Origin of the sequence: Providencia sp. 2024EL-00732 (genome assembly GCF_044006275.1) — a bacterium.
Lineage (GTDB): Bacteria > Pseudomonadota > Gammaproteobacteria > Enterobacterales > Enterobacteriaceae > Providencia > Providencia huashanensis.
The window spans coordinates 791,474-815,264 of sequence record NZ_JBIPDG010000001.1; the positions used below are offsets into that span (position 1 = coordinate 791,474).

The following is a 23,791-nucleotide window of genomic DNA, read 5'->3' on the forward strand; positions in this document are numbered from 1 at the left end:
CGCCCTTTTTCCCTAGTAAGCCATTAATTAGCACAGAGTTAATGTATGATCTTTATAAAAAAACACCCACAGCATGTTGTAACTAAAATAGAATGAAAGTAAACAGCATTGACTTGAGGTGGTGCCATATCCTCAAGTCAATAATATATTATTTAGTTAATAACCGTTTAGCGTAACGCTGAGCCAATACAGCACTAACCATCAGCTGAATTTGGTGGAAAATCATTAAAGGAAGTAAGATCACCCCTACCGTTGCCGCAGGAAACAATACATTAGCCATTGGAACCCCATTAGCTAAACTTTTTTTAGACCCGCAAAATACAATAGTAATCTCATCTTCTTTACTAAAACCAAGCAAGCGTGCGGCTAATGTGTTAACCACTATGACAATAAATAAAATGACACAAGTGACAACCACTATCATCAGTAAAGAAAATGCGTCGATTTTCTGCCATATTCCCTCAACGACAGCTTCACTAAATGCAACATAAACAACTAATAGTATAGAGGAACGGTCAGTTATATTGACTAATTTACGGTGGCGATTAATCCAATTAACAATTAAAGGTCGCGCTAAGTGCCCTACTACAAATGGTAACATTAACTGTAATAATATTGAGCCAATTGCATTAAGCGTATCGACCGCCTGGCTACCATCTGCATCCATTAAAGCACCGACTAAAATAGGAGAAAGGAATACGCCAAGAATACTGGATGCTGAAGCGCTACAAATCGCCGCCGCTATATTACCACCTGCAACTGAAGTAAAGGCAATCGCGGACTGTACCGTTGCAGGTAATGCACAAAGGTACAAAAACCCCATATAGACAGTGGGTGACATCCATTCAGGAACGATGACAGCGAGCCCTAATCCTACAATAGGAAATAAAATAAACGTGCTCGCAAAAACTAACAGGTGCAGACGCCAATGGCCTATACCTGCCACTATTGATTCCCTTGATAACTTTGCACCATGCATAAAGAACAACAATGCGATTGCGGCAGTTGTTAGATATTGAAAGCCCGTTTTTATTTCCCCTTCACAAGGAAAAAGGCTAGCAATAATTACAACGCCTATCATGATAAGTAAAAATGGGTCTATTCTTAGTTTAGCTAGCAGGTTCATTCTGTTTTCCATAATAAAAGCCAGTTACATAGACTGGCTTTATGATAGGTCGTGGACTCAAAAAATTGATTCAATAGTACGCTTTTCTGTTGCTGAACGTATTCCTGCTTCGATAAGCTTCATGATATCAATGGCTTCACTTGGTGTGACCGGATTGGGTTTATTATGGCGTATCGCATCATAAATAGCTTGGTAATACCCACCATAATTACCTTTTTCGTTAGGCCAAGGTTGTGTGATAAGCGCCTCACCTTGTGACAGGGTCACGATTCCAGTGTTGTCATCTACGCCCCACTTTTCACCTTCTGGTTTCATTCCACTTTTTAGACAATCTTCTTGCGGGTCTAAACCATACTTTACATAGCTACCATTCATACCATGAATAACATAAATTGGCATAGGTGCGGCTGCTAACGTGGTCGCATGTAAAACCACCTTTTTAGTTGCATATTGTAATATGACATGAAAGTAGTCTACCGCTTCCGCATTCGGGCGGATCATAGCAAGATCAGCGGTGATCCCCATCGGCTTACCAAAATATTGCAGTATTTGGTCTAATAAGTGCGGTCCTAAATCATACCAAATACCTGAGCCCGGAATATTCGCTTCACGCCATCTTTGCCTTACCATTGGCCGGTAGCGATCAAAGTGTGACTCATAATATTTAATATCACCAAGACAACCATCTTGAAGTATTTTTTTGACAGTTAGAAAGCCAGAGTCCCACCGACGATTATGATAGATAGAAAGCAATTTCCCTGACTGTTCTGCTTGTTGTTTAAGTTGTTCTGCTTGTGCAACGTCTAGAGTAAATGGTTTATCAACAACCACATGTTTGCCCGCGGATAATGCCGCTTTAGCTAAAGGAAAGTGAGTTTCATTTGGCGTTGGGATCACCACTAATTCAATGTCATTATCAGCAAAAATAGCTTCTGGAGATGCAACAACATTGACATTTGGCCAATCCGCCTTAACTTTATTAGGGTCACTCGTTGAAATTGCAGTTAAATCATACTCTTTTAGAAAACCTAAGAAAGGCGCATGAAAGGTTTTACTTGCATAGCCATAACCTATGACCCCTACTTTAATCGGTTTAGACATATTGACCTCATACAAAAACAAACTCAGAAAGATATAAAAAGTACCATCAGAATGAATTAAATGGCAAATATATCTATGATAGGATTATAAAATACCCTAGGATCTTCTACCGCTATTTTGCAAAAATGGATGTTTACTTATGTCTTCAATTTATAATGCTAACCGTATCACTGGCTGGTTACTGCTGCCAGCTATGTATCTGTTGCTAACGTTTTTAGCCGTATGCAGTATGACAGTCATGTATTGCATTAAATTTTATGAAATTGTGAGCACAGTTGATAATTGGGCAAGCTATATTCCCTTGGCATGGTATCTATCATTTGCTATCGCAATTGCCATGACATTATTTAGTATTCATGTACTGCAACTGATGTTTGCTCATTCAAAACATTTTCCACGTCGTTTTATTATTTGGTTACTTATCTTATTGTTATTAGGTATAAAAACATTTGCATTTTCACCTATTGATGATAATACCGCCTTACAAGTGCTTGCCTGGCCATTACTTGGAGCCGGTTTCTTCGTCCCTTACTTAAAACGTTCACAGCGTGTAAAAATGACTTTCACACAAGATCGATAAGCGCCAGATAAATTGCTTGATATCATAATGATAGTTTAGCTGGCTTAGGTCAGTTTTTGTTCTTTTTTCATTTCAGGCAATAGCATGACTGATTATCTACTACTCTTTATTGGAACGGTGTTGGTTAACAACTTCGTCCTTGTAAAATTTCTTGGTTTATGCCCCTTTATGGGGGTGTCAACTAAGCTTGAACCCGCTATAGGAATGGGGTTAGCAACAACCTTTGTTCTAACATTAGCTTCGATAAGCTCATGGTTGATTGACACCCTGATACTTGTTCCACTCGATCTTATCTATTTACGCACGCTAAGCTTTATTTTGGCGATAGCTGTAGTAGTTCAATTTACTGAAATGGTTGTCAGAAAAACTAGCCCTACGCTTTATCGCTTATTAGGTATTTTCTTACCACTAATTACGACTAACTGCGCGGTTCTTGGCGTTGCATTACTAAATATCAACATGTCCCATACTTTTATGCAATCTGCCGTCTACGGCTTTGGTGCAGCTGTTGGGTTCTCATTAGTAATGGTGTTATTTGCCGCAATCAGAGAGCGGCTAGCTGTTGCCAATGTCCCTGCCCCGTTTCGTGGCTCATCAATTGGCTTAATTACTGCCGGCTTGATGTCACTCGCATTTATGGGCTTTAGTGGTTTGGTGAAATTCTAATGATGTCAGTCTGGATTGCTATCGGTATATTAGCCGTTTTTGGTCTTATATTTGGCCTTATTTTGGGCTATGCCTCTTTGCGTTTTAAAGTTGAAGCCGACCCTATCGTTGAACAAGTCGAAGCGATTTTACCCCAAAGCCAGTGTGGTCAATGTAGCTACCCAGGTTGCCGCCCCTATGCAGAAGCCGTGGCTAACAATGGGGAAATGATCAACAAATGTGCACCTGGTGGTGAGCAAGTTATGTTAAAAATTGCTGAGCTACTAAATGTTGATCCACAACCTATTGATGGTGACGAAGCGGCGCAAAACCCTGTGCGTAAAGTGGCTATCATTGATGAACAAAACTGTATTGGTTGTACCAAGTGCATTCAAGCTTGCCCTGTTGATGCTATTGTTGGCGCGACCCGCGCTATGCACACTGTGATTGAAGATTTATGTACGGGCTGTGACCTGTGTGTTGCCCCGTGCCCTACTGATTGTATTGAACTTGTTCCTGTGAAAACGACTACCGCTAACTGGAAATGGGATTTAAACGCCATTCCCGTTAAAAATATTAATGTTGAACCCAATGAACAGCCATTAACGCAAGCGAGAGGTAATACTCATGCTTAAGCTGTTTAGTTGGTTAAAAAAAGAGAATATTTGGGATTTTAACGGCGGTATTCATCCGCCTGAAATGAAATTGCAATCAAGTCAAACTCCCATGCGTATTGCTTCAGTGCCTAATGAGTTAATTATACCATTACAGCAGCATCTAGGCCCTGAAGGTGAATTAATTGTGCAAGTGGGTGAATATGTCCTAAAAGGCCAGCCCCTCACTAAAGGATTGGGTCGTACAGTACCTGTTCATGCCTCTACATCTGGCGTAATAACAGCCATTGAACCGATGGTAACAGCGCACCCATCAGGTTTGAAAGAGCTATGTGTTCGTATTCAATCGGATGGCAATGATACCTGGTGCACATTGAGTCCTGAAGCAGATTACACACAATTGTCTCAAGCTGAATTACTGCAAAAAATAGAGCAAGCGGGTATTGCGGGTCTTGGTGGTGCTGGCTTCCCTACTGCCTCAAAATTAGCAGGTGGAAAAGAAGCAATTAAAACCTTAATTATTAATGCTGCCGAGTGTGAACCGTATATCACTGCAGATGATAGGTTAATGCAAGAACATGCTCAGGAAGTTATCGAAGGTTGCCGAGTATTACAGCACTTATTAAACCCAGACCAAGTCTTAATTGGGATTGAAGATAATAAACCAGAAGCGATCCGCGCTTTAAAACACGCGCTGAGCAAACAAGATCAACAGATATTCATACGGGTTATACCAACCAAATACCCATCAGGTGGTGCTAAGCAGCTCACAAAAATATTAACCGGTAAGGAAGTCCCTTCTGGTGCCCGTTCATCACAAATTGGCGTATTAATGCAAAATGTAGGCACCGTAGTGGCGATAAAACGCGCGGTTATTGATGGGCAACCATTGATTGAACGTGTAGTGACCGTTACTGGTGATGCTATTAGCAAACCGGGGAATTTTTGGACTCGTTTAGGCACTCCTGTTAAACACCTATTACAACAAGCAGGTTTTAATCCCGAGCCGGAACAAATGGTAATCATGGGCGGGCCATTAATGGGCTTTACCCTACCGGACCTAAATGTACCTGTTGTTAAAATTTGTAATTGCCTGTTGGTTCCAACATCTGAAGAAATGGGGGCTGAATCTCCCGAAGAAGCTTGTATCCGCTGTGGGCTGTGTGTAGAAGCATGCCCAGCTGCTTTGTTACCCCAACAGCTTTATTGGTTTAGCAAAGGCGAAGAACATGAAAAAGCACAAAAGCACAATCTGTTCGACTGTATTGAGTGTGGAGCATGCGCCTATGTTTGTCCTAGTAATATTCCGCTAGTTCAATATTACCGCCAAGAAAAAGCAGAAATTCGTGAAATTGCCCAAGAGGAACGCCGAGCCGCAGAAGCAAAACTTCGTTTTGAAGCTAAGCAATTACGGATGGAACGAGATAAGAAAGCACGTGAAGAGCGGCATAAGAAAGCCGCCGTACAAGTTGATAGCGCAGGTAAAGACGCTGTTAATGCGGCTTTAGCTCGGGTCAAAGCAAAACAAAGTACCGCCTCTGATCCGGTTAAAATCATTTCAGGCGAATTACCAGATAATAGTGCTGTCATTGCAGCCCGTGAAGCACGTAAAGCACAAGCTCGAGCTAAACAAGCTGAGAAATTAGCAGCGGCTCAAGTTGAGCAGAACAATCCAGACACTCACGATGACCCACGCAAAGCAGCGGTAGCGGCTGCCATTGCCCGCGCTAAGGCGAAGAAAGCGGCTCAGCAACCTACTGCCGCTGAACCGGTGGCAGAAACAACTCCCGATACAGATGTTGACCCACGCAAAGCAGCGGTAGCGGCTGCTATTGCCCGTGCTAAGGCGAAAAAAGCGGCTCAGCAACCTACTGCGACTGAACCGGTGGCAGACACAACTCCCGATACAGATGTCGACCCACGCAAAGCAGCGGTAGCGGCTGCCATTGCCCGTGCTAAGGCGAAGAAAGCGGCTCAGCAACCTACTGCGGCTGAACCGGTGGCAGAAACAACTCCCGATACAGATGTCGACCCACGCAAAGCAGCGGTAGCGGCTGCTATTGCCCGTGCTAAGGCGAAAAAAGCGGCTCAGCAACCTACTGCGGCTGAACCGGTGGCAGAAACGACTCCCGATACAAATGTCGACCCACGCAAAGCAGCGGTAGCGGCTGCTATTGCCCGTGCTAAGGCGAAAAAAGCGGCTCAAGCAGAGCAAGTTGCCCAAGAAGAGTTAACTCCAGCCGCAAAACAACCTATTGAAGAAGAAACTGACCCGCGGAAAATTGCGGTTGCTGCTGCTATAGCTCGAGTAAAAGCGAAGCAGGCTCAAAAACAAAATGAACAAATGACGACAGAGTAAGTGATAACCAGATGAAATTTAGGCCTATTGACGCAAAAAATCGCCGTTTAAAAATTGCGAGTGCACCATTTACTCATAACAAACAAAGCACGAGTTTAGTCATGCTTTGGGTACTTTTAGCTGCAATACCCGGTATCGCAGTTCAAATTTATTTTTTTGGGGTTGGTACTCTGTTCCAAATATTGTTAGCCATGTTAACAGCCGTATTAACGGAAGCTGTTTCTATTAGGCTACGTGAAAAGCCCATTGTTCCTGTATTGAAAGATAATTCAGCGATTGTCACTGCCTTATTATTAGGGGTTAGTCTTCCCCCCTTAGCCCCTTGGTGGCTTATCGTCTTAGGGACTTTCTTTGCGATTACTATTGCTAAACAATGTTACGGTGGTTTAGGTCAGAACCCTTTTAACCCAGCGATGGTGGGTTATGTGGTGTTATTAATCTCTTTCCCTGTCCACATGACAAATTGGCTTCCACCACATGAGTTACAGAACCTTTCTATCTCCCCCTTAGATAGTTTGTCCGTCATTTTTAATGGTCATACCTTAACGGGTATCTCTCTTGAACAGCTTCGAACAGGAGTTGACGGAATGAGCCAAGCAACCCCTCTGGACAGTTTTAAAACCGGTTTGCTGACCCATTCAGTCACCGAAGTACTACAGCAACCTATTTTACAAGGGTCACTAGCAGGGATTGGTTGGCAATGGGTCAACGTTGCTTACCTGATTGGTGGTTTAATTATGATCAACCGCCGGATAATTAGCTGGCACATACCGCTTTCGTTCTTAGGGACATTGGCAATTTTATCCGTAGTTAGCTATTTAATTGATGACAGCCGCTTTGCACCACCACTGGTTCAATTACTTTCAGGTGCCACGATGTTAGGCGCATTTTTCATTGCGACAGACCCAGTGACTGCCTCAACAACCCCTAAAGGTCGAATTATTTTTGGTGTAATAATTGGTTTCTTGGTTTGGGTGATCCGTGTATTTGGCGGCTATCCAGATGCTGTCGCATTTGCAGTGTTATTGGCGAATATAACCGTACCGTTAATTGATTACTATACGCAGCCACGTGCGTACGGTCATGGACATAAATAAGGGCCACCGATGTTAAATACAATGCGACGCCATGGTGTCATCTTAGCTATCTTTGCAGCAGGAACTACCGCTCTGAGTGCAGTTGTCTATACGTTAACTAAAGATACCATTGCTAAACAAGCTGCTATTATGCAGAAAAAGTTACTCGACCAAGTTATACCTAGCAATTTATATGATAATGATTTAACCAAAGAATGTTATTTAGTCAAAAATGAAGCCATACTGGGCAATACGCAACCAAAGCACCTCTATATTGCCCGTAAAAATGGTGAACCTGTTGCTGCTGCTTTAGAAACAACGGCTTTAGATGGTTATTCAGGTGCAATTCATCTATTAGTAGGTACCGATTTCAACGGGACAGTCCTTGGTGTTCGAGTCACTGAACACCATGAAACGCCTGGTCTAGGTGATAAAATTGAGACACGCATTTCAGATTGGATCACCTATTTTAGTGGTAAAAAGATTAATTCAGATAATGACCCCAAATGGGCAGTTAAAAAAGATGGCGGCGAGTTTGACCAATTTACAGGGGCAACCATAACCCCTCGTGCGGTGGTCAACGCCACTAAACGCACCGCCGTTTTTATGCAACATGTTCCGCAACAACTGTCGAATTATCCGAGCTGTGGAGAAGAATAATGAGTGAAACTAAAGACCTGTTACTGCAAGGGTTATGGAAAAATAACTCAGCTTTGGTCCAATTATTAGGGCTTTGCCCTCTCCTTGCTGTTTCATCAACAGCAACAAATGCCCTAGGCCTCGGTTTAGCGACTACATTAGTTTTAGTTTGCACTAATATTGCGGTGTCTGCGCTGCGACGTTGGGTACCATCAGAGATCCGTATTCCAATCTATGTCATGATTATTGCTTCGGTGGTGAGTGCAGTACAAATGTTAATTAATGCGTATGCATTTGGGCTATATGAGTCTCTTGGTATTTTTATCCCGCTGATCGTCACTAACTGTATTGTCATTGGCCGTGCAGAGGCATATGCATCGCGTAACCCTGTTCCATTATCAGCGTTAGATGGGTTCGCCATGGGATTAGGAGCAACAGCGACCTTATTTGTGCTTGGCTCTATTCGTGAAATTTTAGGCAATGGAACTTTATTTGATGGTGCTGACCTTTTATTAGGTTCTTGGGCAACATCTCTTCGTATTGAGGTATTACACCTTGATTCTCCTTTTTTACTCGCTATGCTACCTCCGGGCGCCTTTATTGGCCTAGCCTTGCTATTAGCGGCAAAATACCTAATTGATGAAAAAATGAAAAAAAGAGCTGCTTTACAATTGGGCCAACAACCCACTCGTGAGTATGAAAAACAACAAGGTTGTGGCAGCCATATTTCTTAATAATGATATTATTGTGAGCAATGAATAAATCAAAACGTATTGAAATACTAACTCGTCTACGCGATAACAACCCACATCCTACGACAGAGTTACAATTTAACTCCCCGTTTGAGTTACTGATAGCTGTATTGCTTTCCGCTCAAGCGACTGATGTGAGCGTCAATAAAGCAACGGCAAAACTATACCCCGTCGCGAATACCCCCGAAGCCATAATGGCTCTCGGCGTCGATGGTATTAAAGAATATATTAAAACTATCGGGTTATTTAATACCAAAGCAGAAAGCGTATATAAAACCTGTAAGATTTTAGTCGAAAAGCACCACAGCCAAGTACCCGAAGATAGAGATGCACTCGAAGCCTTGCCCGGCGTAGGCCGTAAAACAGCAAATGTTGTGCTTAACACCGCGTTCGGTTGGCCAACTATTGCGGTTGATACTCATATTTTTCGGGTATGTAATCGCACTAATTTTGCACCGGGGAAAAATGTCGTTGAAGTCGAAGAGAAACTACTCAAGGTTGTTCCTGCAGAGTTTAAAGTCGATTGCCATCATTGGTTTATTTTACATGGCCGTTATACCTGTATTGCACGCAAACCTCGTTGCGGCTCCTGTATTATTGAAGATTTATGTGAATTTAAAGAAAAAATATACCCTGAAGATTAACTTAGTTATGGCTCTATTTGGTTATAGGAAAAACAGTCTGTTAGCGACTAATCTTGTTTGTAACGCATTTTTTCCTTGCTCTAAGACTTTGTCTTACGTAACAATAGAGCCAAACTCAACCTCAATTAAACGGTAAGTATGTTTCAAAACAACCCACTACTCGCGCAACTTAAACAGACGTTACATGCCCAGACCCCACGCGTTGAAGGGCTGGTAAAAAGCACAGAAAAAGGTTTTGGCTTTCTCGAAGTTGATGGCCAAAAAAGTTACTTTATTCCACCTCCACAAATGAAAAAAGTAATGCACGGTGACCGTGTAATTGCCAGTGTTCATACAGATAAAGACCGTGAATTTGCTGAACCGGAAGAGCTTGTTGAGCCTTTTTTAGATAGGTTTGTTGGGAAAATTCAGAAAAAAGAAAATGATAATCGCTTATTTGTCATTCCCGACCATCCTTCACTCAAAGATATGATTTCCTGCCGTCCCATTAACGGCCTTACCCACGAATTTAAGCAAGATGATTGGGTTGTTGCCCACATGCGCCGTCACCCTTTAAAAGGTGATAAAGGCTTTTATGCAGAAATTACCGAATACATTACTGAGGGTGATGACCATTTTGCACCTTGGTGGGTAACGTTACGGCGTCACCAATTAGACCGTGACGAACCGCAAATGGTTGATAGTGAACGTGACGATCAAGGCATTGAACGGACTGACTTAACCCATTTGCATTTCGTTACTATTGATAGCGCAAGCACTGAGGATATGGATGACGCCCTGTATGTTGAAAAAACAGCAGATGGCGATTTAAAACTTTTCATCGCCATTGCCGACCCTACAAGCTATATCCACGAAGGGAGTGAACTTGATAAACTGGCATTAGCGCGCTCTTATACCAACTATTTGCCCGGTTTCAATATCCCGATGCTGCCGCGTAAATTATCTGATGACCTGTGCTCCTTACGCCCAAATTTACGTCGCCCTGCTTTAGTTTGTACAACGTTAATTAAATCAGATGGTAGTATCGATAATAATATTGAGTTTTTCAGTGCTTGGGTTGAATCAAAAACAAAACTGGTTTATGAGGAAGTCTCTGATTGGCTTGAAAATGTAGGTACTTGGCAACCAGCAAATGATACAGATAAACAGCAAATCGAACTACTCAAAGAAATGGCTGATAAACGGTTACAATGGCGTGAAAATAATGCTTTAGTCTTTAAAGACCGCCCAGATTATCGTTTCGTGCTAGATGATAAAGGAAATGTAGTAGATATCGTTTCTGAACGTCGTCGCAGCTCAAATCGTATTGTTGAAGAAGCAATGATCACCGCTAACCTCTGCGCAGCTGCTGTATTAAAAGAAAAATTAGGTTTTGGCGTATTCAACGTGCATATGGGGTTTGAACCTCTGCAAATTGAACAGGTTGTCCAAACACTCAAAGACCATGGTATTGAAACAACTGCTGAGTCTTTGCTATCCCTAGAAGGTTTCCGCCAACTACGTCGTCAGTTAGATGCACAACCAACCCAATTCCTTGATAGCCGCATCCGTCGTTACCAAACCTTTGCAGAGGTTAAAGCGGACCCCGGTCCACACTTTGGTTTAGGTTTTGATGCATATGCCACATGGACTTCCCCAATCCGGAAATATACCGATATTGTTAACCATCGGCTATTAAAGTCCATCATTGCAGGCAAACCTTCACCTGATAAACCCTCAGAGGAACTATCAATAAAACTAGCCGAACGCCGTCGTGCCAACCGCATGGCGGAACGTGATGTTGGGGACTGGTTATATTCTCGATACTTAAAACCATTTGCAGGGACTGACACAAAGTTCCCAGCAGAAATCATTGATATCACCCGTGGCGGTATACGAGTTCGGTTAGTGGATAATGGCGCAGTCGCATTTGTTCCTGCACCGTTTATTCATAGTGTACGTGATGAAATCCAATGTAGCCAAGAAACCGGGGCTGTACTCATTAAAGGTGAACAAGCCTATCAATTGAACGATATTATTAACGTTACTATCGCAGAAGTTCGTATGGAAACACGTAATATTGTTGCACGCCCAGCAGAATAACTATTCTTGTGCTAATATTTAAAGACCATAAGTTAATGCTTATGGTCTTTTCTTTGTCTAACAATCCGTCATTTGGTTAAAGTTCGCATTAAACGTTAAATTTCGCTGTCCTTGCAAAACATTTTCCTGATTATTCTTATTCGTAATTGTACGTATCATGGTATTTTATGATTTGTCTAATACGCACTAAGGGTTATAAAAATGAAAATAGTCAGCAAACGTATTTTATCATTCATGGTGATCGCCACTGTCGCTATTAGTGTCAGTGCGTGTTCCAACATGTCTAAGCGTGATAAAAACACAGCAATTGGTGCAGGTGTAGGTGCTGTTGGTGGTGCTGTCCTAACGGGAGGAAGTTCATTAGGTACCGTAGGTGGTGCTGCTATTGGTGGGATTATCGGTCATCAGGTTGGCAAATAAGGCACTACTGACTACACTTTGCCCGCACTTTCATTCACGCTCCTTAGTTTTTAAATAGCGCTCTTTACGAGCGCTATTTTATGGCTTTAGCCACCCGCTAATTTAACTTGAAAACCTTTGGCTTCGAGGTGTTGTTTTATCACATCGCGCTTATCACCTTGAATTTCGATATTACCCTCTTTTACTGCACCACCACAGCCGCATTTTTTTTTAAGTTCTGCAGCCAGTTTATTTAGTTCAGTATCGTCAAGATCAGTTCCAGTGATCACACAAACCCCTTTCCCTTTACGTCCAGAAGTCTCACGGCGTATCCTTACCACTCCATCACCTTTGGGCCTTTCGATTTGTGGTTTTTCTTCTGCTATACGCCCTACATCTGTACTGTAGACCAATCGGCTGTTGTGTTCACTCATACTAAACCTTTAATAGATTGATTGATTTGCTGTAAGGTCAATGCGGGGTTTTCACTACGCGTTATAGGCCGGCCAATAACCATATAATCTACCCCTGCTTTTATTGCATCTTGTGGCGTCATAATACGACGCTGATCACCAACCTCACTCCCAGCAGGACGGATGCCTGGGGTGACTAATTTAAAGTCAGAGCCGCATAATGTTTTCAGTCGTTGTGCTTCATGGGCGGAACAAACCACACCATCAAGACCACATTCTTTAGTGAGCAAAGCCAATCGTTCTGCATGTATAGCAGGAGGTACGTTAATACCCACACCCACTAAGTCAGACTCATCCATACTGGTTAACACGGTCACAGCCGTCAACAACGGTGCCTCTTTCCCATAGACCTCAAGTGCTTGGCGGGCAGCTTCCATCATTCGAGCACCGCCACCAGCATGAACATTTACCATCCATACCCCCATTTCTGCAGCAGCCGCTACAGCACGAGCAACGGTATTCGGAATATCATGGAATTTTAAATCTAAAAAAACATCAAAACCACGCTCATGGAGCGATTTAACAAATTGAGGACCATTAAAAGTGAACATTTCTTTGCCTACTTTTAAGCGGCAATCACGAGGATCTAAGCGCTCAACAAACGCCAAAGCTGCGTTAGCATCTTCATAATCAAGTGCCACAATGATTGGCGAATATGTCTGGTTCTCAGTTGAGGAAATCATTTCTTAGCCTTTAAAAAGTCATATTTATTTGAAAAAAGTGACGCTGTCACTGCCCATCTAACCCGCGAATTGGTTTTATTGTGTCCCAAGAGCGACAAGATGGGCAATGCCAATATAATGAGTGCGAAGTGAAACCGCATTTATGGCAGCGATAATCCGGTTTTGTGCGAATTTGTTCCCCGACCATTTTACGTAATAAGATCAAGCTTTCTTTTGCTCGACCTTCTTCAGCTTCTTGTAAATGGTAGTCCATTAAGCGATAGAATAAGCGCATGGTTGGGTGACGTTGAATTTGGTCATTAATGTAACTCGCCGCAGCTTCATGATTTTGTTGTTCAACGATAATATCTGCAAGATAGAGTTCGGCAATTGCACCTGAATTACCCGCAACACATTGACGAAGGTAATTCTCCCATTCATTAGATTGCCCTGTATGTTGATAACAGTCATAAAGTAAAGGAAGAGTATCTGCAACAAGTTCTCTATCTTGTTCATAGACCTGTTTTAGCACATTAATTGCTTTATCATAATTACCTTGCTCAATAAATAACCGCCCTTTCATTATTGAGACACGAGCACAGTTTTTATCCGCTTGTTCTGCTTTATTTAATAATGTAAGGGCATCGTCAAGGTCATCACTGGCTAATTGTTGAGTCGCTAACTCACAGTAAAAATGTGCAATCTGTTCACGTAATTCATTATGACCTAACTTTACCAATTTACCGGCGGCCTCAATGGCATTTGTCCAATCACTCGTTAATTGATAAATATTTAAAAGCGATTGTAATGCACTGAGTTTGAAATCCACCTCATCAGTGAGTTGTTGGAACATGCTTTCAGCACGGTCATAAACCCCCGCCGCCATATAATCACGACCAAGTTGCTGAGTTGCCAAAAGACGCTGTTCAAAAGATAACGCCGCACTTTCCACCAGCGATTGGTGAATACGAATGGCGCGTTCAACTTCCCCGCGTGAACGAAATAAATTACCGAGAGTAAGGTGGGCTTCAAAAGCGGAGCTATCTTCATTTTTTAGCATATCGAGGAATAAATCGACAGCTTTATCTTGTTGATTAGATAATAGAAAGTTCACGCCTGTCACATAATCACGTGACAAGCGATTCGCATGTTGTTGCTTATCTTGTTGAGCACTTCTGCGCCCCATGTACCAACCATAAGCAGCAGCGACTGGTAGCAGCAGAAACAGCAACTCGAACATACAGGATTATTCCTTGTTCTGAGCCGTCACTAATGAGGTTGAGTCAGAAATATTACTTTCTCCAGCACCTAATTGTGATTCTAAACGTCTAATTTTACGACGTGCATTTTTTAGACTAACTACCATGCGCAGATAGAATACCGCACACACCAACCAGCCTAGCACAAAACCGACACCAAAAAGTGATGCAAGCAGGGTCGATAATGAGAAATCCCCTTTTGCAATCAGGTAGTTAAATGTAATAACCTGATCATTGCTTGAACCTAGCGTAATCGAAATAATAAAAAATGCGACAGCTAGTAATAAAATCAGAAAGTATTTCACATTTTTTCCCGTTATCAGTTCTTATTCATTCAATAATATCTACCTGATAAGGTAGCATTTCCAGCGCATTCAGACAAAGTAATTTATTTTATACAACGCTTAATTCAACCTAAAAATACCCTATCTATCACTGCTTGCTGAAAGATTAGTCTGCTTTGCTTCTAAACCAACGAAATTGCAATACCCCGTACCCTAATATTGCAAAGCTAGCGCTGATGACTACTGAAGCAATAATGTCAATTGGCCAGTGCATTCCTAATAGCATACGACTAAATGCGATACCTTCCGCCCAAACAGCGAGGCCTATCGCTAATATATACAGACGTTGCTGCCAAAAAAGAGCAATCAGCAATAAAGCCCAACCAGCAGCAAATAACATGTGCCCTGATGGAAATGAATACCCTGTTTCAGCTTGCCAATGCTTACGTTGCCATTTAGCAACAGTGTTATCCTGCTTAACAGTATTTTTAACTAATGCTGCCCGCTCAGATCTTTTTAAATCATAAAATTCGGCTGTTGGAATATGATGTTCAGTTGCTAACCAGGCCACATAAGGCCGTGGCTCTTTAAACGAATTTTTTAGCAGGGTTTTTACCCCTTGTTGAAGTAAGATCACACTAATAACAACCAGTAAAACTTTTAGCAGATGCGTTTTCTCTGTACGAAACGCGAAAATGACAGCCCCGATAAATAATAAAGAAGTCAAAATGCTGTATGGAGCGCCAGCAGAATTAGTTAACCATAGTAACCATTTACCGACGCCTGATTGGTTTTCTGGTGACCAATGCCAGCCCGCCATAATCATTAACATGGGTGGAATAATCAACAACAGCGCAAAAGCACAAACGACCAAAATAGTTTTTCTCATTTAATGCATTCCATAAATATAAATCTAACTAAATCAATAAATATTACATTCACCCATTATTAACTCTGTTATAGTAATACACCATTGGTAGTGTGCAAAGAAAACCAACCTCTATATGCTAAACGTCATATATCGTCGATACATTATACTCACTGTACTTTATATCGATAAACGTTATTAATTAAGCAAGAGTTACTTTAACTAATGAATGAAAATATGCAGCTAAAACGTGTTGCCGAGGCAAAGCTACCCACACCTTTCGGTGAATTCTTAATGGTAGGTTTTGAAGAAATAGCAACTGGTCGTGATCATGTAGCGTTAATTTTTGGCGATATCTCTGGAAATGAGCCGGTACTTAGCCGGATCCATTCCGAATGTTTAACAGGAGATGCGCTATTTAGTCTACGCTGCGATTGTGGTTTTCAATTAGAAGCCGCGCTTTCTCAGATTAGTAAAGAAGGCCGAGGGGTATTACTTTACCATCGTCAAGAAGGACGAAATATTGGCTTACTAAATAAAATCCGTGCTTATGCTTTACAAGATCAAGGTCTTGATACCGTTGAGGCAAATATCAAATTAGGCTTTAAAGCTGACGAACGTGATTTTACCTTATGTTCTGATATGTATAAATTACTCGGTATTAACGAAGTCCGTTTATTGACCAACAACCCACAAAAAATCGAAAAGATGCGTGACGCGGGTATTAACGTTATTGAACGTGTACCACTTATTGTTGGGCGCAACCCTAGTAATGAGCATTACTTGGATGTAAAAGCACAAAAAATGGGTCATATGTTGTTTAAGCACCAATAGCCCCCTCACAGGAAGAGCGTCATGCTCTTCCTTATAATACCTTTTTAAATTTTAACCAAATATAACAACCCTGATGGTTGCATTTATTAACTGCTATATTCACTTTCTTTCTATAAGGTTTATACTGTTAGCAATATTATTACCTTGATAAATACGCTTAATCATTTAAGTTTGTTTTTCAAACAACAAGGAGATATTGTGAACAACCTGCCAACCATTCAACGCATGAGAAGACTGCGTAAAACAGAAAAGCTCCGCACTTTATTCCAAGAAACTCAGTTAACTATTAATGACTTATGTCTACCTATTTTCGTTGAAGAAGAACTTGATGATTATATGCCGATTGCCAGTATGCCCGGCGTGATGCGTATTCCTGAAAAACGTCTTGCTTATGAAATTGAGCGGATTGCCAATGCAGGTATTAAATCTGTGATGACTTTTGGTGTTTCTCATCACCTTGATGATAATGGTAGCGATGCATGGCAAGAAAATGGCCTTGTTGCGCGAATGTCCCGAATTTGTAAAGAAACGGTACCTGAGATGATTGTTATGTCAGACACCTGTTTCTGTGAATATACCTCACATGGTCACTGTGGTGTGATGCATGGCCATATTGTTGATAATGATGCAACTATCCATAACTTAGGGTTACAAGCTGTTGCAGCTGCACGGGCTGGTGCTGATTTTATAGCTCCATCCGCAGCAATGGATGGTCAGGTAGCTGCTATTCGTCAAGCTCTTGATGCCGCCGGCTTTACGGATACAGCAATTATGTCTTACTCAACAAAGTTTGCTTCCGCATTATATGGCCCTTTTCGTGACGCCGCAGGTTCTTGCTTAAAAGGTGATAGAAAAACCTACCAAATGAACCCAATGAATCGCCGTGAAGCGTTACATGAGTCATTAATTGATGAGCGTGAAGGTGCTGATGCATTAATGATTAAGCCTGCAGGAGCGTATTTAGATATCATCCGTGACTTGCGTGAACAAACCCAATTACCGATTGGGGCTTACCAAGTGAGTGGGGAATACGCTCAAATTAAATTTGCAGCTCAAGCGGGAGCAATTGATGAAACTCGCGTGGCACTCGAAACGTTAGGTTCTATTAAACGTGCAGGAGCTGACTTAATTTTTAGTTACTTCGCCCTGCAATTAGCCGAAGACAAGGCGTTATAATTTTCATCAGTCTATAGATGGCAACAAGGTTATTTGTTGCCATCTATACCCTATTTATATTTAGGTCCTACCCAATTAATGACTAACGAGAATACTGTTGTAGCCCCTTTTGTTGCTCTTAATTACCTGTAATGCTTGTTTCTAATCCAGCAAGCTGATTTTGATACATATCTTTTGTGTTATTCTGCTTATCTAACTCAGTTTGCAATTTATTTAAGCTAGTTGTACATGAATTCATTTTTTCCTGTACGTAATTTTGCACTGAAACATTCAATTCTTTACTATAATTCTGGATTTTATTTTCATGTTCTGTACTGAGTTCATTCTTTTTGTTTTGTAATTCTTGGATTTTATCTAATGCTACAAAATATTGTTGTACGTTTTCCGTAAAATTGCGACCCTCGAGATTTGGAACCTTGGTTTTTCCTGAAAACTCTTTGTGTCCGTCCTTTAACTCGAAACCAAATTTTTTCATCGCAAAGGAATCACTGGTTAGATAGCTTTTCCATGTAGTCTTTATCTCCCCGAAAAAACCACTATTCTCTACCTTAAAAATTTCTCCCTTTATCGCCTTATCTAATGAATCTCCTATATCTGGAATTTTTTTAACCAGCTCGTTTCTTTTAGTTAGTGATTTATTTTTGTTATTTTCAATAGCCGTATCAAGTTGCTTAATGCCTTTATTATAGTTTTCAATTGCCGTTGCTATTTTTTCAGTAACTAGCCCTTGATGATCCTCAGCCAGTAAAGAAACAACATCAGGTGTTTTAAGAAATTCAATTTCTAATTTCTTCTTATTTATTTTTTCTTCAGTCTTGATAATGTCATTTTTAATTCCGTTAAGTTCATTCTTTGTATTATTATATTTTTCTATTAAATTCGATTTTTTTGTTTCTAATGTGCATTTCTCTTTTGCACCTATTGATGCTAAAAGCGTTGTTTTGACAAAATTTAATTTTGTACTCTTCTCTTGATACATGCCTGAGTTCTGTGATTTAAGTTTTTCGATAAGTTTATCTATGCGGGATTCAAACACCTCCGTCCCGCCACTCATCAGTCTATTAAATTCGGAGCTATCAGTACTATTAGTGATCTTTGCAATATTACCGACTAACTTATTCAGTTCATTGAGCGGTTTTTTTGATACCTTACTTGACACCTCTAATTTATTGAGTGCGTTAATAAAACGCTGGGGTTGGCTTATCGTTGCCATAATATTATGTTCCTTTATTAAGTAAATGATATTTTTACAGATGTATTGCATCCTCAAGAATATTTACCTAACAAACATGAGACAATTCACTTATTTTGAAAAATTATTATTTCTTCGGAATATATCAGAATGACAATATGGAAGCCTCTTATAATGCCACATACAGCAACACTGTATATAAACACAGTATTGCCGTTTTTGGTCATTTTAGAAGAATAAATAAACAGAAAAAGCCCAAAACACTTTCAATCGATTATTTTTCAAGCTGTAACTCTAGCTGTTTCGATAACCCTTGTGCATATCTCTGCGCTTCTTCTGGTGTTAACAAGCCCGCAATCAATAAATCCGGTTTCCCTGAGGACGTTTCTGCGACTACTCCCCAATACTCGACCTCAAAGGTAATACTCTTAGGGTCTTGATCAGGCATTGGTAAAATATCAAAATAATCTTTTAATGGAGCAATGGTGATAGCGGTATAATCTGCATTTAAACCGAGTGGAAATTCTTTATCCGCGTACAAACGTAAGTCATGCACTTCCGTTTCTGGTGTTCTCATAACGATAGAATATAAATTAGGGATATGCTCTAAAATGTCACGAACCTCTTCATTTGCCCCATCAAAATGAGAAGTCGTCAATAAAATGTCTGCTGCCCACAATGCCCCTTTATAGAAATCGGTTTCATTGATATCTGCCATATTTATTTCCTTTATAGTGTTTTCGATAAGTTCAATCACTGTATGGTTGATGCAGAAGCGATTACATTTATATTATTTTCAACAAAGAAACTGATTTATAGCGAACTACACCCTATTCTTAAGCAATAATGATAATCGTGTTCCCCTTTAATTGGTCATCTATTTATTACCATAGCCCAGAATCGAAACGAAAAAATTGAGAAAGAACAAGATTAATAAACAAGATAATATATTTAAAAAAAAACGTCTGCTGGGCGAACCATGCAGACGTTATTGCAGTAAAAGTTAGTGTAACATTTGTCTTATTACATAATGTAAAATACCGCCATGACGGTAATAATCCATTTCTGTCGAGGTATCAATACGACAGCGCATGGTAACGTCCTTTACCTCACCATTGCCGTAAGTAATTTTAACGACAATGTCTTGCCCTGGCACAAGTGACTGTAGACCATTAACATCAATACACTCATCACCTTTTAACCCTAGTGTTTTACGGGACTCGCCATCTTTAAACTCTAAAGGAACAACCCCCATTCCAATTAAGTTAGAGCGATGAATACGCTCATACGACTCAGCAATCACAACCCTAACACCTAACAAATTGGTCCCTTTAGCTGCCCAGTCACGGCTAGAACCCGAACCATACTCTTTACCCGCAATGATAGCCAATGGACGTTTGTCTTGTTGATATAACATCGCTGCATCATAAATCGCCATTTGCTGCCCTGTTGGGATATGCAATGTGTAGCCACCCTCAACCCCTGGCACCATTTCATTACGAATACGAATGTTTGCAAATGTCCCTCTCATCATCACCTCATGGTTACCACGACGTGACCCGTAAGAGTTAAAATCCGCAACCGCAACACCATGCTCTTGCAAATAACGTCCTGCAGGGCTCTCTTTTTTGATGTTACCCGCAGGTGAAATATGATCTGTTGTAACTGAATCGCCAAGGATAGCTAAAATATTTGCACCATGAATATCTTTGATTGGTGCGGGTTGAACTGACATCCCTTCAAAAAAGGGCGGATGGCGAATATAGGTTGAATCCGCCTGCCAATGGTAGGTTGATGAACTTGCAACTTCTAATGCACGCCAAGCCTCATCACCGTCAAATACCGCATTGTATTCTTTACGGAACATATCCGTTTTAACTTGCTGCACTGCCTGAGCAATTTCGACACTAGAAGGCCAAATATCTTTCAGATAGACATCATTGCCCTGCTTATCTACACCTAGTGGCTCATTCTTCAAGTTAATATTCATATTCCCCGCTAATGCATACGCGACTACCAAAGGCGGTGATGCTAGCCAGTTAGTTTTCACTAATGGATGAATACGCCCCTCAAAGTTACGGTTACCTGACAGCACCGCCCCAACAGTTAAGTCTGTTTGCTTAATCGCATCTTCTATCGGTTCTGGTAATGGCCCTGAATTACCAATACAAGTCGTACAACCATAACCGACAAGGTTAAAACCTAATTTATCAAGATAAGGGGTTAAGCCCGCGACGGCCAGATAGTCAGTAACAACTTTAGAACCTGGTGCTAATGAGGTTTTCACCCAAGGCTGGCGCATTAACCCTTTTTCAACCGCTTTTTTCGCTAGTAACCCTGCGGCCATTAATACGCTTGGATTAGATGTATTAGTACATGATGTGATTGCGGCAATCACAACCGCCCCATCTGTGAGTTCAAAAGTTTTATTTTGATATTTCACTGTCGGTTGTGCATTTTTTTCTTTCTTATTAACTTCTAATTCAACTGCACCGCGAAAAGCTTTAGGGACTTGGCTTAGCTCAACTCTGTCTTGTGGACGTTTAGGCCCAGCAAGGCTAGATTCAACTGTCGACATATCAAGTTCTAGCGTACTGGTGAAAATTGGTTCATCACCAACGTGACGCCATAAGCCTTGCTCTTTACTATATGCTTCCACCAGCGCGACTTCATCATCGCTACGGCCGGTTAACCGCATATATGACAATGTAATGTCATCAATAGGGAAAAAACCACATGTTGCCCCGTACTCCGGTGACATATTCGCAATGGTCGCTCTATCCGCTAACGGCAAATCGGCTAACCCATCACCATAAAATTCAACAAATTTACCGACAACACCATGTTTACGTAGCATTTGTGTTACCGTCAGCACTAGGTCTGTCGCGGTGATCCCTTCGGATAATTTCCCTGTTAATTTAAAGCCCACGACATCAGGGATCAGCATCGAAACTGGCTGACCTAACATAGCAGCTTCTGCTTCAATCCCACCCACACCCCAGCCAAGTACACCTAGCCCGTTGATCATCGTAGTATGGGAGTCAGTTCCTACTAAGGTATCAGGATAAGCGTATAACTGACCGTCAATTTGTTCGTACCAAACCGCTTTACCTAAATATTCTAAGTTAACTTGGTGGCAGATCCCCGTACCTGGTGGAACCACTCGGAATCGATTAAAAGCCTTTTGGCCCCAACGCAAAAATAGATAACGTTCATGATTACGTTTCATTTCAATTTCGACGTTTTCACCAAATGCAGATTGTGTGGCAAATTCATCCACCATAACAGAGTGGTCAATGACTAAATCTACCGGAGATAATGGATTTACTTGTTCAACATTCCCCCCAAGAGACTTAACGGCTTCACGCATCGCCGCAAGGTCAACAACTGCGGGAACACCCGTAAAGTCTTGCATGAGTACACGAGCAGGTCGGTAAGCAATTTCCCTGTCTGCGTGCCCCTTTTTTTGCCAATCAATAATCGCTTGTAAGTCTTGTTCTACCACCGAGGTTCCATCAATATGACGCAGTAGATTCTCAAGTAGGACTTTTAAAGATTTAGGTAACTTAGAACCGTCACCAAGTTTTTTAGCAGCACGTGCTAAGCTGAAGTAATGATACTGCTTGTTTCCAACAGTGAGCATGGAAGCACTGTCTGATTTTAGGCTCAACGACATAACTCCTCCTTGGTTTTTATAACTATAACGATAGGTATTAGCTACCGCCCTTATTTTTTGTTAACCAATTGTAATCATAGTTGCTTTAGAAATTTGATTTATAGATTTTGTGCCAAATTTTGAATTCCTATCTATTTATCATAGGAAATTTAAGTTAAGAAGGGAAATTGATACATTGAAAATATGTGGTCAGTGAACAGTTGCGTAGGTAAAATAAAGTGACTAGCCTTCTTGAATAGCAAATTGTAGCTAGGTAGATAGCGCTATTAGTAACCATCGCCCTAGCTACAACAAAGAATTAAATAATCGGCAACTTCATATCTTTAAAGAATTCTTCGATATCCTCATTATGCCTTAATGCGACTGCTTTATCGACGACATCACGCGTTAAGTGAGGTGCAAAACGCCAAATAAAATCATACATATAGCTACGAAGAAATGTGGTTCGTTTAAAACCAATTTTTGTTGTGCTATAGCTAAATTTATCGCGCATATCAATAACAACTAAATCACTGTCACTAATTGGGTCAACAGCCATACTGGCAATAATTCCGATCCCTAGACCTAACCTTACATAAGTTTTAATAACGTCTGCATCCGTAGCAGTAAAAATAATTTTTGGTTCTATGCCGACTTTTTGAAATGCAACATCGAGCTCTGAACGCCCTGTAAAGCCATGGGTGTAAGTCACAATTTGGTATTGGGCTATATCCTCAATAGTGACATTTTTTTTCGCGGCTAATGGATGGTCTTTTTGTACCACAACACAACGGTTCCAGTGGTAACACGGCAACATTATTAAGTCACTATACAAATGCAATGCTTCCGTCGCGATAGCAAAATCACTATTCCCCTTACAAACTTCCTCTGCAATTTGTGTCGGTGAGCCTTGTTGCATATGCAAAGAAACATGGGGATAACGCTCTATAAAACCTTTGATTACCGGCGGTAATGCATAACGTGCTTGAGTATGTGTGGTTGCAATACTCAAACTCCCTCTATCAGGATAGGTATGTTCCCCTGCCACCGACCGGATTGCCTCTATCTTAGACAATACCTCACGAGAAATACGTATAACTTCTTCCCCTGCTGGGGTTACGTGAGTTAAGTGTTTACCACTGCGGGCAAAAATTTGAATCCCTAACTCATCTTCAAGCATCCTTACTTGCTTACTGATCCCTGGCTGTGAAGTAAAAAGCCCCTCCGCAGTCGAGGAGACATTTAAGTCATGGTTAACGACCTCAACAATATAACGTAATTGCTGCAATTTCATATTTCAGTCTACCTCTTGCTTAATTATGTGGCTTTCACTATAGCTAAATAATATTAGTTATAACCAAAAGATATATA

Annotated in this window: 23 protein-coding genes; 12 read left to right on the forward strand and 11 right to left on the reverse strand. The window is 41.1% G+C overall.

Annotated features, from left to right (window positions below; all coding sequences use genetic code 11):
* Positions 1-148: 148 nt before the first annotated feature.
* Positions 149-1,126: a bile acid:sodium symporter family protein gene (locus ACHB7C_RS03665; protein WP_042843702.1), complete on the reverse strand. Its 978-nt coding sequence runs from the start codon at positions 1,124-1,126 to the stop codon at positions 149-151.
* A 57-nt stretch (positions 1,127-1,183) separates the two neighbouring features.
* Positions 1,184-2,227 (reverse strand): oxidoreductase, encoded by a 1,044-nt coding sequence (locus ACHB7C_RS03670; protein ID WP_198860647.1) that lies wholly within the window; start codon positions 2,225-2,227, stop codon positions 1,184-1,186.
* Positions 2,228-2,366: 139 nt separating this feature from the next.
* Between ACHB7C_RS03670 and ACHB7C_RS03675 the strand changes: the two genes are divergently transcribed.
* From ACHB7C_RS03675 to osmB, 10 genes are all read left to right on the forward strand, one after another.
* Positions 2,367-2,807, forward strand: coding sequence for a DUF2569 family protein (locus tag ACHB7C_RS03675; RefSeq protein ID WP_166685991.1), 441 nt, complete (start codon positions 2,367-2,369; stop codon positions 2,805-2,807).
* Positions 2,808-2,891: 84 nt separating this feature from the next.
* The gene (gene rsxA, locus ACHB7C_RS03680) at positions 2,892-3,473 is read left to right on the forward strand and encodes an electron transport complex subunit RsxA (protein ID WP_042843698.1); all 582 of its coding nucleotides are present in this window, start codon (positions 2,892-2,894) and stop codon (positions 3,471-3,473) included.
* Entirely contained in the window at positions 3,473-4,087 is a 615-nt protein-coding gene (gene rsxB / locus ACHB7C_RS03685) for an electron transport complex subunit RsxB (protein ID WP_071548120.1), read from the forward strand. Before rsxA ends, rsxB begins: the two co-directional genes overlap by 1 nt.
* Positions 4,080-6,425 (forward strand): electron transport complex subunit RsxC, encoded by a 2,346-nt coding sequence (gene rsxC, locus ACHB7C_RS03690; protein WP_395346425.1) that lies wholly within the window; start codon positions 4,080-4,082, stop codon positions 6,423-6,425. Before rsxB ends, rsxC begins: the two co-directional genes overlap by 8 nt.
* Positions 6,426-6,436: 11 nt before the next feature.
* Positions 6,437-7,522 carry an electron transport complex subunit RsxD gene (gene rsxD, locus ACHB7C_RS03695; protein ID WP_042843695.1) on the forward strand — a complete coding sequence of 362 codons (1,086 nt, stop codon included), beginning with the start codon at positions 6,437-6,439 and terminating at the stop codon, positions 7,520-7,522.
* A gap of 9 nt (positions 7,523-7,531) precedes the next feature.
* Entirely contained in the window at positions 7,532-8,161 is a 630-nt protein-coding gene (gene rsxG, locus ACHB7C_RS03700; protein ID WP_210831442.1) for an electron transport complex subunit RsxG, read from the forward strand.
* Positions 8,161-8,874 carry an electron transport complex subunit E gene (locus ACHB7C_RS03705; RefSeq protein WP_048607238.1) on the forward strand — a complete coding sequence of 238 codons (714 nt, stop codon included), beginning with the start codon at positions 8,161-8,163 and terminating at the stop codon, positions 8,872-8,874. Before rsxG ends, ACHB7C_RS03705 begins: the two co-directional genes overlap by 1 nt.
* 20 nt (positions 8,875-8,894) lie before the next feature.
* Positions 8,895-9,536: an endonuclease III gene (nth, locus tag ACHB7C_RS03710; protein WP_042843692.1), complete on the forward strand. Its 642-nt coding sequence runs from the start codon at positions 8,895-8,897 to the stop codon at positions 9,534-9,536.
* A gap of 138 nt (positions 9,537-9,674) precedes the next feature.
* The gene (locus tag ACHB7C_RS03715; protein ID WP_071548123.1) at positions 9,675-11,618 is read left to right on the forward strand and encodes an exoribonuclease II; all 1,944 of its coding nucleotides are present in this window, start codon (positions 9,675-9,677) and stop codon (positions 11,616-11,618) included.
* Positions 11,619-11,819: 201 nt separating this feature from the next.
* Positions 11,820-12,038, forward strand: a complete 219-nt coding sequence (gene osmB / locus ACHB7C_RS03720) for an osmotically-inducible lipoprotein OsmB (RefSeq protein ID WP_042843689.1) — start codon at positions 11,820-11,822, stop codon at positions 12,036-12,038.
* Positions 12,039-12,124: 86 nt separating this feature from the next.
* Here osmB and yciH read toward each other — a convergent pair whose 3' ends face one another.
* The 5 genes from yciH to ACHB7C_RS03745 form a co-directional block, all read right to left on the reverse strand.
* Positions 12,125-12,451, reverse strand: a complete 327-nt coding sequence (gene yciH / locus ACHB7C_RS03725; protein ID WP_042843687.1) for a stress response translation initiation inhibitor YciH — start codon at positions 12,449-12,451, stop codon at positions 12,125-12,127.
* On the reverse strand, positions 12,448-13,173 hold the full coding sequence (gene pyrF / locus ACHB7C_RS03730; protein ID WP_166685037.1) for an orotidine-5'-phosphate decarboxylase: 726 nt from the start codon (positions 13,171-13,173) through the stop codon (positions 12,448-12,450). The genes yciH and pyrF overlap by 4 nt, the downstream gene beginning before the upstream one ends.
* A gap of 46 nt (positions 13,174-13,219) precedes the next feature.
* Positions 13,220-14,392 carry a lipopolysaccharide assembly protein LapB gene (lapB, locus tag ACHB7C_RS03735; protein ID WP_042843685.1) on the reverse strand — a complete coding sequence of 391 codons (1,173 nt, stop codon included), beginning with the start codon at positions 14,390-14,392 and terminating at the stop codon, positions 13,220-13,222.
* A gap of 6 nt (positions 14,393-14,398) precedes the next feature.
* Positions 14,399-14,716 carry a LapA family protein gene (locus ACHB7C_RS03740; protein WP_042843684.1) on the reverse strand — a complete coding sequence of 106 codons (318 nt, stop codon included), beginning with the start codon at positions 14,714-14,716 and terminating at the stop codon, positions 14,399-14,401.
* Positions 14,717-14,861: 145 nt separating this feature from the next.
* Entirely contained in the window at positions 14,862-15,584 is a 723-nt protein-coding gene (locus ACHB7C_RS03745) for a phosphatase PAP2 family protein (RefSeq protein ID WP_131680779.1), read from the reverse strand.
* Positions 15,585-15,800: 216 nt separating this feature from the next.
* Between ACHB7C_RS03745 and ribA the strand changes: the two genes are divergently transcribed.
* Together ribA and hemB are read left to right on the forward strand one after the other, a co-directional pair.
* Entirely contained in the window at positions 15,801-16,397 is a 597-nt protein-coding gene (ribA, locus tag ACHB7C_RS03750; protein ID WP_042844326.1) for a GTP cyclohydrolase II, read from the forward strand.
* Positions 16,398-16,595: 198 nt separating this feature from the next.
* Positions 16,596-17,573 carry a porphobilinogen synthase gene (gene hemB, locus ACHB7C_RS03755; protein WP_129465948.1) on the forward strand — a complete coding sequence of 326 codons (978 nt, stop codon included), beginning with the start codon at positions 16,596-16,598 and terminating at the stop codon, positions 17,571-17,573.
* Between the two features lie 118 nt (positions 17,574-17,691).
* On the opposite strand, the gene ACHB7C_RS03760 is transcribed toward hemB, so the two are convergent.
* From ACHB7C_RS03760 to cysB, 4 genes are all read right to left on the reverse strand, one after another.
* Positions 17,692-18,786: a hypothetical protein gene (locus ACHB7C_RS03760; RefSeq protein WP_198860649.1), complete on the reverse strand. Its 1,095-nt coding sequence runs from the start codon at positions 18,784-18,786 to the stop codon at positions 17,692-17,694.
* A 253-nt stretch (positions 18,787-19,039) separates the two neighbouring features.
* Entirely contained in the window at positions 19,040-19,483 is a 444-nt protein-coding gene (locus ACHB7C_RS03765; RefSeq protein ID WP_129465950.1) for a hypothetical protein, read from the reverse strand.
* Between the two features lie 285 nt (positions 19,484-19,768).
* Entirely contained in the window at positions 19,769-22,441 is a 2,673-nt protein-coding gene (gene acnA / locus ACHB7C_RS03770) for an aconitate hydratase AcnA (protein WP_198860650.1), read from the reverse strand.
* 298 nt (positions 22,442-22,739) lie between these two features.
* The gene (gene cysB, locus ACHB7C_RS03775) at positions 22,740-23,714 is read right to left on the reverse strand and encodes an HTH-type transcriptional regulator CysB (protein WP_042843677.1); all 975 of its coding nucleotides are present in this window, start codon (positions 23,712-23,714) and stop codon (positions 22,740-22,742) included.
* Positions 23,715-23,791: the final 77 nt, after the last annotated feature.

Bases quoted from the DNA above. Each gene is read 5' to 3' on its own strand.
- ACHB7C_RS03665 (WP_042843702.1), bottom strand. From the start codon at position 1,126: ATGAACCTGCTAGCTAAACTAAGAATAGACCCATTTTTACTTATCATG.
- ACHB7C_RS03670 (WP_198860647.1), bottom strand. From the start codon at position 2,227: ATGTCTAAACCGATTAAAGTAGGGGTCATAGGTTATGGCTATGCAAGT.
- ACHB7C_RS03675 (WP_166685991.1), top strand. From the start codon at position 2,367: ATGTCTTCAATTTATAATGCTAACCGTATCACTGGCTGGTTACTGCTG.
- rsxA (WP_042843698.1), top strand. From the start codon at position 2,892: ATGACTGATTATCTACTACTCTTTATTGGAACGGTGTTGGTTAACAAC.
- rsxB (WP_071548120.1), top strand. From the start codon at position 3,473: ATGATGTCAGTCTGGATTGCTATCGGTATATTAGCCGTTTTTGGTCTT.
- rsxC (WP_395346425.1), top strand. From the start codon at position 4,080: ATGCTTAAGCTGTTTAGTTGGTTAAAAAAAGAGAATATTTGGGATTTT.
- rsxD (WP_042843695.1), top strand. From the start codon at position 6,437: ATGAAATTTAGGCCTATTGACGCAAAAAATCGCCGTTTAAAAATTGCG.
- rsxG (WP_210831442.1), top strand. From the start codon at position 7,532: ATGTTAAATACAATGCGACGCCATGGTGTCATCTTAGCTATCTTTGCA.
- ACHB7C_RS03705 (WP_048607238.1), top strand. From the start codon at position 8,161: ATGAGTGAAACTAAAGACCTGTTACTGCAAGGGTTATGGAAAAATAAC.
- nth (WP_042843692.1), top strand. From the start codon at position 8,895: ATGAATAAATCAAAACGTATTGAAATACTAACTCGTCTACGCGATAAC.
- ACHB7C_RS03715 (WP_071548123.1), top strand. From the start codon at position 9,675: ATGTTTCAAAACAACCCACTACTCGCGCAACTTAAACAGACGTTACAT.
- osmB (WP_042843689.1), top strand. From the start codon at position 11,820: ATGAAAATAGTCAGCAAACGTATTTTATCATTCATGGTGATCGCCACT.
- yciH (WP_042843687.1), bottom strand. From the start codon at position 12,451: ATGAGTGAACACAACAGCCGATTGGTCTACAGTACAGATGTAGGGCGT.
- pyrF (WP_166685037.1), bottom strand. From the start codon at position 13,173: ATGATTTCCTCAACTGAGAACCAGACATATTCGCCAATCATTGTGGCA.
- lapB (WP_042843685.1), bottom strand. From the start codon at position 14,392: ATGTTCGAGTTGCTGTTTCTGCTGCTACCAGTCGCTGCTGCTTATGGT.
- ACHB7C_RS03745 (WP_131680779.1), bottom strand. From the start codon at position 15,584: ATGAGAAAAACTATTTTGGTCGTTTGTGCTTTTGCGCTGTTGTTGATT.
- ribA (WP_042844326.1), top strand. From the start codon at position 15,801: ATGCAGCTAAAACGTGTTGCCGAGGCAAAGCTACCCACACCTTTCGGT.
- ACHB7C_RS03760 (WP_198860649.1), bottom strand. From the start codon at position 18,786: ATGGCAACGATAAGCCAACCCCAGCGTTTTATTAACGCACTCAATAAA.
- ACHB7C_RS03765 (WP_129465950.1), bottom strand. From the start codon at position 19,483: ATGGCAGATATCAATGAAACCGATTTCTATAAAGGGGCATTGTGGGCA.
- acnA (WP_198860650.1), bottom strand. From the start codon at position 22,441: ATGTCGTTGAGCCTAAAATCAGACAGTGCTTCCATGCTCACTGTTGGA.
- cysB (WP_042843677.1), bottom strand. From the start codon at position 23,714: ATGAAATTGCAGCAATTACGTTATATTGTTGAGGTCGTTAACCATGAC.